This is a genomic window from uncultured Methylobacterium sp., from assembly GCF_964244095.1.
Classification (GTDB): Bacteria; Pseudomonadota; Alphaproteobacteria; order Rhizobiales; family Beijerinckiaceae; genus Methylobacterium.
The window spans coordinates 1-11,783 of record NZ_CAXTHR010000130.1 but is presented as its reverse complement, the minus strand read 5'-3'; the positions used below and the strand labels follow the sequence as shown (position 1 = coordinate 11,783).

Here is an 11,783-nt window from a genome sequence, read left to right as displayed (position 1 = left end):
CCGTCCTCAGCCCGGCATGCACGAAGGCTGCAACGTTCTCACCCTCGGCGATGGCACCGAGGAGAACGCGATGGGCCAGTGACGGGTCGGTCGGGTAGAACGTCGGGTGCAGGACCAGCGGGATGCCACGGATGCGGCGCCAGCGCCGCATCTCGACGAGGCGATAGGCTTGGCGTTGAACCGGCCGCTCCTTCACCGGCTTTCCTCCGCCTGCGGCGAAGACGGCCAAGAGGTCGATCGGCTTGAATATCACCTCTGCATCCTGCCGCTCGACGATATCCTGGAACGCTAGACTACCAACATATGACCACAGAGACAGAAAGCTGAAGTAATATTCAATCGACGGTTTGGGCGATAGGTGCAGAATTTCCATTTGTAAGATCCAACACTATCAAGTCGATACCTGTCCGGACGGCGGTATCAGCTTCCACGCCAGAGTGACTTCGTGGATCATACGTCGAAAATGAGGCCGCAGCACTCACGGGGAGGCGATGCCCGCGACCGCCGGCTGCGCCCCATCGAGCACCAGCGTGCGCAGGACCGACGCCGCCTCCTGCACGGGACGCTCCAGCGCACGCCGCACGGCCTCGATCCGCGCACCGCAATGCCCCGACCCGTGGCGTGCGCGCCGGTGCGGCTTGGCTCGGTCCGATCCTGCAATCTCCGCCGTCCCGCTCCCCCGGCGCGCGTGCGCGATCAGGGCCGCAACGCTCGGTGCCGGATGCCGGGCGCGCCTGAGGGTTTCCGCGATCACCACGACATCGCCCCCGGCGATGGCCTCGCACGCACCTTGATCTTCGGCTTCGGTCTCCCGCATCGCCGCGAGGGCGGCATGCCCGAGCGCCCGGACCGTCGCGTCGTCTGCATGCCGGAACAGGTGCCGGAAATGGGCAGCCGCCTGCTGCTGCAACCCGTCGAGGGCGTCCGCTTCCGAGCGCCCATCCGCGTAGCCGTCGCGGTACCACGCGGCGAGCGTCTCCACGGTGGCGGGATTTGCCTCGGCGAGGACCTGCAGGTTGCGCAGCACCTGCGCGCGGGCCGCCTGCGGGCTGGCATCGTCGTCCAGCGTCGAATCCGGGAAGCGATCGGTCTCGACGACCTCCGTGACCACGCCGGCCTGGAGCAGGCGCGCGGCGTCCGGGAGCCAGATGTCGTCCGAGGAGACCGCCAGCGCCGCGGCGGTAAAATCCGGCGCGATGCCCGCGGCCCGGTAGGCGGCACGTTCGAGCGAAGCATCGACCGCGAAGGTCTGCCCGAACAGCCCGGCCTCGTAGGGGGCGTGGAAGCCGAGGCGTCCGCCCGTCCCGAGGTAGCGTTGGCTGCCGCGGACGAAGGCCAGGGTGCAGGCGGAGGCGCAGTCGTCGGGAACGTAGGCGGCCAGCCCGTGTTCGGCGACCAGCGCACCCAACGCCAACCCCTCCTCGACGAAGCCGCCGCCGCTGGTCAGGTGGATGCGCCGCACCTCGGGATGGGCGGCGAGCAGGGCCGCGACCCGGGCCGACACGCCCTCCATGAGGTCGCCGGCCACGCGCAGGTCCCGGCCGCCCGGACCCAGGGTCACCCGCGCCGCGGTGTCCGCGTCATCGGACGCGAAGTGCTGCGCGAGGTCGGTCGACGCCCGCACGAAGGCCGTCGGCAGGGACAGGGGTTCCCCGGCCGGTCCGGATTCGGCGGCGGCGAGGCAGGCGATGGCGGCCCCGAGCGCGACGGAGCCGAGGATCGCCCGGCGCCGCCGAGGACGGCAGAACCAATCGATCGGCATGGCGAGACCTCTCGTCGTGAGTCGATGCGCAGATCGCGGGACGGACATTCGTCCGGCTTGGACGTCGGCCGCTGTTGGGCCTCAGCCGGCGGTCGCGGCACCGAGAGTCGGGGTCTCGAAGGGGCCGGCCCGGAGATAGGCGACCATCATCTCGGCGACCGTGCGCGCGGCATAGGCCGGCACGCTCTCACCCCATCGCACCGGGAAGGCGTCGACGATCCGGCGGCCGGCCAGGATTTGCCGGACCTCGTCGGGCATCAGTCCGTCGTCGATTGCGGTGGCGAAGGCGGCCTGCCCGTAGGCGCGCCGACGCGACAGGGCGGATGCCGGGCCCTTCAGGGATTGCAGCGTCCGTGTTGCGACGGCCGCATCAAAATTCGTGTCATGGTGGCCCATCGCCGAAGTCCTTGTCCCGCCAGATCCCGGTTCCTCGCCGTGCCGTCGGTGCGGCAACACGAGAGGGGCGATCCGGTCGTCGGGTCGGGCATTCGCAGCGCGATCGTCATGAAGCCGTCCTGGTGGCGCTTCCGTCGGCCTTTGCAGTCAACGACTGGGAATGTAGTCGCTCGAATCGGAAATTTGCTTCCAAAGATCCGATGATGTGCAGTCCGGTCAAAGCGTAAAACGCGTTGAAAGCGGAAGGTCCCTTTGGGCATAGGCCCAGGTCCAGGCCCATGTCCGCGCCGCGCGAAAGCGGGTCTTCACCCCCTCCCGTGCCACGTAAGCCGCTGCGTCTCTGTCGAGAAGGCGATCCGACAGCCGCCCCTCGCCGTGTTTGGCATGCCGTGCCGACTATCGGGACGGTTCGCGGATCGTCGGCCGGTGGATGCCCTCCCAGCGGGACCGACGGTCGAGCTCCCGCACGGTCCCCGTTGCAGCCGGTTCCTGGGGCCGGATCTCGCTCGGCACGATGTCGCTGGACCGCGGCATGTTCGGCCCGTTGGAACCGGCCTGAGGTCCATCGGCAGGGGCAGCCTGCGCCACGGAGGCGACGAAGAGCGCCCCGAGCACGGCGAGCGTGGAGCTTGAGAGGTTTGCCATCGCGGGAACGTCCGGTTCGCGGCGTGGGGCCGGGTCATCCAACCCATGACGAGGGACAGCATGCGCGCGTCGGGGGGGGCCGGCTTTGCGGTGGATCAAGGACTGACCCTGGCTGGAGACTAGAGCATTTTCCAGAGAGGTGGATGCCGGCTCGCGTGAAGAAAATGCGGCCACACAAAGATTTAGAGCATTTTCCGTGATCCGGGGATCATGGAAAATGCTCTAGGGTTCGGCCGTCGGGATCGCCGGCCCAACCCGAAGCCGGGATGACCCATCGACGGTCTCGCGCGATCCCCGATGTCGTCGGGTCGCCGCGCCCATTCCCGATCCGACGAGCCCCGTCGATCCAGTCAAGGGCCCACCGGCAGCAGGGCGCAGTCCTCCTCGATCACAGGAAAAGCATCATGACCATGGACAAGACCTTGCAGACCAACGTCCTCGCCGAACTCGGCTGAGAGCCGAGCGTGACCGCAGCTCATATCGGCGTGACCGCCAAGGACGGCATCGTGACCCTGACGGGCCACGTCCAAAACTACATGGAGAAGCATGCCGCCGAGAAGGCCGCCGGCCGGGTGAAGGGCGTCCGCGCGGTCGCCGAGGAGATCGAGGTTCGCCTTCCCCACCACGCCAGGAAGAACGACGACGAGATCGCGGCAGCCCTCGTGCAGCGCCTGGCTTGGAACGTCTCGGTCCCCGACGAAGCGGTCAAGGTGACGGTCGAGAAGGGCTGGGTCACGCTCACCGGCGAGGTCGAGTGGCAGTTCCAGAAGGCGGCCGCGGAGCATGACATCCGCGGGATGCGCGGGGTCGTCGGGATCTCGAACACCATCACGATCGAGGCACGCCCGAACGTGTCCGACATCAGCGCCGACATCAGCGAGGCGCTGCATCGGGGCTGGTACGACCCGAAGACCATCAGCGTCAGCGCCCACGGCGGCGTCGTCCACCTGAGCGGGACGGTGCACACCTGGTACGACCGCCAGATGGCCAGCAGGACGGCCTGGGGCGCCCCGGGCGCCACGGCGGTCGACAACGACATCCGCGTCGTCTGAGCGAACCTCCAGGCTCCCACACCACCGCACCGGGCAGACCGCCCGATGCGGAGTCCGTCAGGAACCCCTTCCGATGATCAATGCCCAGATCCACGGTCACGACCGGACCATCCTCGGCTAGGTCTTCCACCACCCGACCAGCAACAACCTGGAATGGCGCGAGGTGGTGGCCTTCATCGGGCGGGTCGGAAGCGCCGAGGAGAAGCGCGACGACAAGTGGGGCTTCACCCTGGCCGGCCGGACGGCGACCTTCCTCCGTCCGCGGGACAAGGACATGGACCCCCGCGAGGTCGAGCGCCTGAGGAACCTGATGGAGGAGGCCGGCTTGTCGGCGCATTCGACCGAGATGATGTTGCCCTCGCGCGTCGCGGCCGAGAGCGACGCCCTGATGGTCGTCGACCACCACGAGGCGCGGATCTATCGCCTCGATCCCGAGACCTTCGGAGGGGCGACGGTAGCCACGCTCCGGCCGTACAACCCCCAGGGCCACATCCACCATCTCGCCCACAAGGAGGCTGGCAATTTCCGCGGGCAGCGCGTTCCGGAGGACGTGGGTTTCTACGAGGGTATCATCATGACCGTGAGGGATGCGCCCCGCATCGCCATCGTCGGCCACGGCACCGGCAAGAGCAGCGCGATGTCCGTCCTGTCCCGCCGCCTGAACGAACACCATGCCGACACCGGGAAGCGTGTCGTCGCCACGACGAACGTCGACCTCTCGGCCGCGACGGACGGACAGGTGCTGGCGCTCGGACGCGAGATGCTCGTCCGCGACGCCTGATCCGTCCCAGCATGCCGGCAAGGCTGAGGGAACCGACGTCGATGGAGGTAGGGATGAACCTGAGACTTTCGGAGGCCACCGCCATCGTCGCGTGCGCGATCGCCCAGGCCGACGCATTGGATATCCACCTCAGCGTGGCGGTCTGTGGCCGCAATGGGCGCCTCGTCGCCTTCTCGAAGATGGACGGGGCCGGCTGCATGACGGCGCGGCATGCCATCGGCAAAGCGGTCGCCTCGTCGATCTCGGGGCGGAACAGCGAGGTCATGCCGGAGGCCGGCAACACCTTTGCGTGCGCGACCGTCGAGGCCGAAGGCATGGCGGCCTTCCATGAGCCGGGGGGACTGGCCCTGAGGCGGGACGGTGCCTTGATCGGTACCGTGGGCGCCTATGGGGGCACCGAGACCGAGCAGGACTTGGCGTGCGCGGCCGCATGCGTCGCCGCCTTGCAGCCGATGCCAGCGAGGCTGTTCGCGCATTCTGCGTAGCCGAGAGTCGGTGGATGCAGAGCCGGTTTCGAGTGGGCGGTCACGACCGCCTGACATGGGCGACCTTGAATGTCCGCATCGTATCGTGGTCGGTGATCGACACGTACACCGAGATCTCAAGGTAGTGGGTCAGTTTAGAACTCTTTTTCGCCCCGTCCAGAGAGGGCAGACTGCGACTCCGCAACGTGAAAGGATTTTTTTATTCCTGGCGAATTCAGCTACAATATTTTTATCGTCGGCTCCTTCGTGGCCTCTGGCGCTGGAAAGCGACGACATCCTGTCTGATCTTCCACCCGCGCCGCGCGAAGAAGAAACAGATGAACACCACAATAATTCTGCTTCTAGTAGACGATGATGAATTAATCCGTAGAATTTTAGAAGAAGCACTCGGTGAAGGCGGATATAAGGTAATTGCAGCTAAAAATGGCAACGAAGCACATTCTGTAATTGAGCGCAAAGCTGCAGAGCTGCGGGGATTGGTTACAGATATCAATCTCGGACATGGTCCAGATGGATGGGACGTTGCAAGACGTGCACGGGAGATCGTCCCTGAACTGCCAGTCGTTTATATGAGCGGCGCCAGCGGGCACGAATGGGCTTCACACGGCGTCCCAAATAGTACGTTGGTAAAGAAGCCCTTTGCACCCGCTCAGATCCTTACGGCAATTTCTGCACTTATGAACATCAGCGATAGTCATCCATAACAAGCCAGCATCGATGCGACTGAAATGTCTACTTTAGCTGCGGCTTCTTTTGGTAAGGACCGTGCTTTGCAACCTTCGCGTCAGAAGCTTCGACCAGCGCAACGATACGAGACAGCCCATCCCCAAAGCCGATCCGTCACGCCCGCCGCCGCAGCGGGCGTGACCCTCGGTTTTCCCGTGAAGGTGGGAAGCGAGGGAAGGTCCTCCGCCTCCCTCGTCGCCAAGTCCATGCAGATTACGGTGAGACGCTCAAAGCGTTCTGGCGCAAGTTATTTGAGACCGAGCGCAAATTGCGTGAGACGGACACGATCTCGTAAAACTCCGGTGCAGATTATTTGAGACGTTCAGGCCGACTTTTCCGCACGACGACATCTCCCGGAAACGCTCGTTTTCGAGGGGGTGACGCGTCTGCCGCCCTTCGAGGTGGTTAACGCTCCAAAAACCCTTTCGGAACTACCCCTTGCTCGCGTTCTCCCGATTGCACAGAGAGGTGGCTCGGTTTGTCTGAACAGCGACCTGGGCTTGGATAAGTGGATATTCTGCCGGGCTCAGGCCGCTGCGGGATGCGGCAGCCTGTCGAAGTAGGCTTGGTCTGGGGTGCGCCGGTCAAGGCTCGAATGGGACCGGCGCCCGTTGTAGAAGGCGAGATACCCGGCCGATCGCGGCGCGCGCCGTCGGTGTCGTAGGCCCGCAGGTAGATCTTCTCGTGCTTGATCGACTGCCACAGGCGCTCGACGAAGACGTCGTCGCGCCACGCGCTTCCGCCGTCCATGCCGATGGCGATCCCGGCCTCCAGCAGCACGCTGGTGAAGGCGTGGCTCGTGAACTGTGAGCCCTGGTCCGTGTTGAAGGTCTGCGGCCTGCCGTGCCGGGCAAGCGCCTCCTCCAGAGCCTTGAGGCAGAAGTCGGCCTCCATCGTGATCGAGAGCCGCCAGGACAGGACCCGGCGGCTGAACCAATCGATCACTGCGGCCAAGTAGACGAACTCACGCGCCATCGGCACGCAGGTGATGTCGCTGCGCGGTCCTTCGGTTCCATCGCCCAGACCTGATTGGGCCGGTCGATCGTCAGCCTGCGCAGCAGGCACGGGTAGATCTTGTGCCCAGGCGTCGGCTTCGAGGTGCTCGGCTTGCGGTCGATCGCCTCGATGCGCAGACGCTTCAGGCGCTGTCGTTTGCTCATCATCGCTCCTGATCCGCGGCCATCCTGGCCGCGGATCAGGCAGAAATTCCACTCAGCCCCACGGTGCAGATCCCCCGAGCCACCTCTGTTTCCGGGCGAGTGCCCTCAGAAGAAGATCGGCCGCGCGCTGGCGTGGTGCTCGCCGATCACCGTGCCGGTCGCGGGCTCGACCTCCTTCAGCACCACGTCGTAGCCCCAGAGGTCGGCCAGATGCTGGAGCACGCGCTTAGCGTCCTCCTTCTGCAGCGTGATCCTGTTCAGCGCCTTGTGGTGCAGGATCAGGCGGCGGTCGCCTTCGAGATCGACGTCGATGACCTCGATGTCGGGGTCGAGCCACGCCACGTCGTACTGGCGGGCGAAGGAGCGGCGCATCTTGCGGTAGCCGCGCTCGTCGTGGATCGCGGCGACGTGCAACTCCGACTGCTCCGGATCGTCGACCACGTGGAACAGGCGCATGTCGCGCATCAGCTTCGGCGACAGGAACTGCGCGATGAAGCTCTCGTCGCGGTAGTTCGCCCAGCAGTCGCGCAGCACCGTCATCGGGTCGCCGACGCCGGCGATCTCCGGGAACCACTGCCGGTCCTCGGCGGTCGGCTGCTCCACGATGCGGGCGATGTCCTGCATCATCGCGAAGCCGATCGCATAGGGGTTGTGGCCGCCATAGGAGCGGTCGTCGTAGGTCGGCTGGCGGATGACGTTGGTGTGCGATTGCAGGAATTCGAGGTAGGCCGCCTCGCCGATCAGGCCCTTCTCGGACAGCGACGTCATGATCCGGTAGTGGCAGTAGGTGGCGCAGCCCTCGTTCATCACCTTGGTCTGGCGCTGCGGGTAGAAGTACTGCGCCACGAGGCGGACGATGCGCAGGATCTCGCGCTGCCACCGCTGGAGCCGGGGCGCGACCTTCTCCAGGAAGTAGAGGATGTTCTCCTGCGGCAGTTCGAGCAGGGCCTTGCGCCGCTCGATCGCGAGGTCGGCGCGCGTGGCGCCGACCTTCTGCGGCAGGGTGCGCCAAAGGTCGTTGTAGATCTGCTCGCCGTGCTCGACGCGCTCGCGCTCGCGCCGCTGCTCAGAGGCGAGGTCCGGCCGCTTCTTGCGCGGGTAGCGGTGCACCCCCTGGCTCATCAGGGCGTGGGCGGCGTCCAACACCTGCTCGACGGCCTGATGCCCGTAACGCTCCTCGCAGCGGGTGATGTAGGTTTTCGCGAAATCCAGGTAATCCAGAATCCCTTCCGCATCGGTCCACTGCTTGAACAAGTAATTGTTCTTGAAGAAGTGGTTGTGGCCGAACGCGGCGTGGGCGATCACCAGCGTCTGCATCGTCGCCGAGTTCTCCTCCATCACGTAGGAGATGCACGGGTCGGAGTTGATGACGATCTCGTAGGCCAGCCCCATCAGCCCGCGGCGGTAGCCGGCCTCGTGCTGAGCGAAGTGCTTGCCGAACGACCAGTGCTTGTAGAACAGCGGCATGCCGATCGAGGCGTAGGCGTCGAGCATCTGCTCGGCGGTGATGATCTCGATCTGGTTCGGGTACCACGACAGGCCGAGCGCAGCCGCCTCGACCTCGCAGGCCTCGTGGATGCGCCGGATGGTGTCGAAGTCCCAGTCGTTGCCGGTGAACAGGGGCTTTGGGCCGCCCGAGACCGTCTGAGGCTTGAGGATCGTCATGCCGCTTCCCGATCGGTCGTGTGCGGCGCGCGCTCCCTCCCCCCGCAGAGGGGCAAGGGCTCTGCCGCGCGGGGGCGAAAGACGCTCACGCCTCCGCCTCCGCCCGCGCGTCCTTGCGGCCGAACAGGTCGCGGAACACGGCGTAGATCTCGCGGCGGTGGTTGACCTTGCGCATGGCGATTCCGCCGCCCGTCTTGGCGATCGCCTCGTAGGTGCGCCACAGAGTGGTGCGGTGCTCGACGAATCCGGCGCGCGGGCCGTTCTCGTCGCCGACTTCGAGGTAGGCGAAGTGCTGGCAGGCCGGCAGGATGTGGGCGCGCAGCAACTCCGTCGCGGTCGGGCCGTCGGAGGAGACGTTGTCGCCGTCGGACGCCTGCGCCGCGTAGATGTTCCAGTCATCGGGCGAGTAACGCTCGGCGATGACGCGCTTCATCTCGACCAGCGCGGAGGAGACCAGCGTGCCACCGGTCTCTCGCGAGGCGAAAAAGGTCTCCTCGTCGACCTCGGTCGCGCGGTCGGTGTGGCGGATGAAGACGATCTCCACGTGCCGGTAGCGGCGCGTGAGGAAGATGTGCAGCAGGATGTAGAAGCGCTTGGCGAGATCCTTCATGTGCTCGGTCATCGAGCCGGACACGTCCATCAGGCAGAACATCACGGCCTGCGCGATCGGACGCGGATAGGGCTCGAAGCGGCGGTAGCGCAGGTCGATCGGATCGACGTAGGGGATGCGGCGCGTGCGCTCGCGCAAGCCCAGGAGCGCGGCGGCCAGCTCCGGTAGCGCCGGGTCGCCCTCGTGCAGGTCGGCGATGCGGGCTTCGAGGTCGGCGACCTCGTCGGGCTTGGGACGCTTCAGGGCGATGCGCCGCGACATCGAGTTGCGCAGCGTGCGGGTGAGCGCGAGGTTGGCCGGCGAACCCGTCACCGTGTAGCCGGCGCGGCGAAGGCCCTCGGTCTCGACGATGGCCAAGCGGCGCTTGGCGAGATCCGGAAGCTCCAGGTCCTCCAGGAACAGCTCCAGGAACTCGTCGCGGGTGAGCACGAAGCGGAAGGCGTCCTCGCTGTTCTCGCCGCCGTCCCCGCCCTCGCCCGAGCCGCGGCCGCCACCGCCGCCCGGCGGGCGCTCGATGCGGTCGCCCTCCACGTAGGTCTTGTTGCCGGGCAGGATGTGGTCCTGAAGGCCGGTGCCCGGCTGGCGGGAGAAGCGCGGCTCGCGCACCCCGTCGGCCGGCACGGAGACGCGGCCGTCCTTGCCGAGGTCCTTGATGTCCTTCTCGCGCGCCGATTCGCGCACCGCCCGCTGCGCCACGTCCTTGACGCGGCGGAGGAACCGCTGCCGGTTGGGAAGGCTCTTGCCCCCGGGATTCAGGCGACGATCGACGATGTGCATCCGGTGATCATATCCCCACCCGCAAGATCCGGCCGGCATCCATGACCGGCCAGTCGTCCGAAATGATGGCGGATGTCGATCGTGGACCCCGACGGGGCCGCGTCCTCACCCGGCCTGCTTCACCCGCATGTACCACTCGACGAGGCGGCGCACCTGCCGCTCCGTGTAGCCGCGCGAGACCATCCGATCGACGAACTCGCCGTGCTTCTTCTCGGTCTCGCCGTCCTTCTTCGACCCGAAGGAGATCACCGGCAGCAGTTCCTCGACCTGGGAGAACATCCGCCGCTCGATCACTTCGCGCAGCTTCTCGTAGCTGGTCCAGGACGGGTTGCGCCCGCCGTGCTGGGCACGCGAGCGCAGCGCGAACTTCACCACCTCGTTGCGGAAGTCCTTCGGGTTGGCGATGCCAGCCGGCTTCTCGATCTTCGTCAGCTCCTGGTTGAGGAGCTCGCGGTTCAGCAACTGGCCGGTCTCGGAATCCTTGAAGTCCTGGTCCTCGATCCACGCGTCGGCGTAGTCGATGTAGCGGTCGAACAGGTTCTGGCCGTAATCGTGATAGGATTCGAGGTAGGCCTTCTGGATCTCGTGGCCGATGAACTCGGCGTAGCGCGGCGCCAGCTCGGTCTTGATGAACTCGAGGTAGCGCTTCTCGGTCTCGGGCGGAAGCTGCTCGCGGCGCAGGGACTGCTCCAGGACGTACATCAGGTGCACGGGGTCGGCGGAGACCTCGGTGGTGTCGTGGTTGAAGGTCGCCGCCAGCACCTTGAAGGCGAAGCGGGTCGAGATCCCGTCCATCCCTTCGTCGACGCCGGCCGAATCCTTGTATTCCTGCATCGAGCGGGCGCGGGGATCGACCTCGCGCAGGGATTCGCCGTCGTAGACGCGCATCTTCGAGAACGCGTTCGAGTTGGCGTGCTCGCGCAGGCGAGACAGCACCGAGAACCGCGACAGCATCTCGAGGGTGCCCGGCGCGCAGGCGGCGTCGGAGAGTTCGGAGCCCGAGATCAGCTTCTCGTAGATGTGCTGCTCTTCCTGCACGCGCAGGCAGTAGGGCACCTTGATCACGTAGATGCGGTCGATGAAGGCTTCGTTGTTCTTGTTGGTCTTGAAGGTCTGCCACTCGGATTCGTTCGAGTGGGCGAGAATGATGCCGGTGAAGGGGATCGCGCCGATGTTCTCGGTGCCGACGTAGTTGCCCTCCTGCGTCGCCGTGAGCAGCGGGTGCAGCATCTTGATCGGCGCCTTGAACATCTCGACGAATTCGAGGACGCCCTGGTTCGCCCGGTTCAGGCCGCCCGAATACGAGTATGCGTCGGGATCGGCCTGGGAGAGCGTCTCCAGCCGGCGGATGTCGACCTTGCCGACCAGGGACGAGATGTCCTGGTTGTTCTCGTCGCCGGGCTCCGTCTTGGCGATGCCGATCTGGCGCAGGCGCGAGGGCCGGACCTTGATCACCGTGAAGCGCGCGATGTCGCCGTTGAACTCGTCCAGTCGCTTGAGCGCCCAGGGGCTCATCAGCCCGGTGAGCCGGCGGCGCGGGACGCCGTAGCGGCGGGCGATCTCCTCGCCCATCGTCTCGGGGTCGAACAGCCCCAGCGGGCTCTCGAACACCGGCGAGACCTCGTTGCCGGCCTTCAGCACGTAGATGGGGTGGACCTCCATCAGGGCCTTGAGGCGCTCGGCCAGCGACGACTTGCCGCCGCCGACGGGGCCGAGCAGGTAGA

The 11,783-nt window shown here is 66.1% G+C and carries 10 protein-coding genes and 1 pseudogene; 4 read left to right on the top strand and 7 right to left on the bottom strand.

Features of this window, described 5'->3' with window-relative positions:
- From ACFE86_RS17510 to ACFE86_RS17500, 3 genes are all read right to left on the bottom strand, one after another.
- On the bottom strand, positions 1-373 hold a 373-nt coding region (locus tag ACFE86_RS17510; RefSeq protein WP_375456602.1), incomplete at its 3' end, for a DsbA family protein.
- Between the two features lie 105 nt (positions 374-478).
- The gene (locus ACFE86_RS17505) at positions 479-1,762 is read right to left on the bottom strand and encodes a hypothetical protein (protein WP_375456601.1); all 1,284 of its coding nucleotides are present in this window, start codon (positions 1,760-1,762) and stop codon (positions 479-481) included.
- Positions 1,763-1,843: 81 nt separating this feature from the next.
- Entirely contained in the window at positions 1,844-2,158 is a 315-nt protein-coding gene (locus tag ACFE86_RS17500; protein ID WP_375456600.1) for a hypothetical protein, read from the bottom strand.
- A gap of 1,109 nt (positions 2,159-3,267) precedes the next feature.
- On the opposite strand from ACFE86_RS17500, the gene ACFE86_RS17495 reads away from it, so the two are divergent.
- From ACFE86_RS17495 to ACFE86_RS17480, 4 genes are all read left to right on the top strand, one after another.
- A complete protein-coding gene (locus tag ACFE86_RS17495) occupies positions 3,268-3,855 on the top strand; it encodes a BON domain-containing protein (protein ID WP_375456599.1) in 588 nt (195 codons plus the stop codon).
- A 163-nt stretch (positions 3,856-4,018) separates the two neighbouring features.
- Positions 4,019-4,636 (top strand): hypothetical protein, encoded by a 618-nt coding sequence (locus ACFE86_RS17490; protein WP_375456598.1) that lies wholly within the window; start codon positions 4,019-4,021, stop codon positions 4,634-4,636.
- A gap of 53 nt (positions 4,637-4,689) precedes the next feature.
- The gene (locus ACFE86_RS17485) at positions 4,690-5,121 is read left to right on the top strand and encodes a heme-binding protein (protein ID WP_375456597.1); all 432 of its coding nucleotides are present in this window, start codon (positions 4,690-4,692) and stop codon (positions 5,119-5,121) included.
- A gap of 185 nt (positions 5,122-5,306) precedes the next feature.
- The gene (locus ACFE86_RS17480; protein WP_375456596.1) at positions 5,307-5,825 is read left to right on the top strand and encodes a response regulator; all 519 of its coding nucleotides are present in this window, start codon (positions 5,307-5,309) and stop codon (positions 5,823-5,825) included.
- Positions 5,826-6,373: 548 nt separating this feature from the next.
- On the opposite strand, the pseudogene ACFE86_RS17475 reads toward ACFE86_RS17480, so the two are convergent.
- The 4 genes and pseudogenes from ACFE86_RS17475 to ACFE86_RS17460 all read right to left on the bottom strand — a co-directional run.
- Positions 6,374-6,989: pseudogene (locus tag ACFE86_RS17475) on the bottom strand (DDE-type integrase/transposase/recombinase); the annotation flags it as partial.
- Between the two features lie 123 nt (positions 6,990-7,112).
- The gene (locus ACFE86_RS17470) at positions 7,113-8,672 is read right to left on the bottom strand and encodes a SpoVR family protein (RefSeq protein ID WP_375456595.1); all 1,560 of its coding nucleotides are present in this window, start codon (positions 8,670-8,672) and stop codon (positions 7,113-7,115) included.
- A gap of 85 nt (positions 8,673-8,757) precedes the next feature.
- Positions 8,758-10,059 (bottom strand): YeaH/YhbH family protein, encoded by a 1,302-nt coding sequence (locus ACFE86_RS17465; protein ID WP_375456594.1) that lies wholly within the window; start codon positions 10,057-10,059, stop codon positions 8,758-8,760.
- Positions 10,060-10,164: 105 nt separating this feature from the next.
- On the bottom strand, positions 10,165-11,783 hold a 1,619-nt coding region (locus ACFE86_RS17460; RefSeq protein WP_375456593.1), incomplete at its 5' end, for a PrkA family serine protein kinase.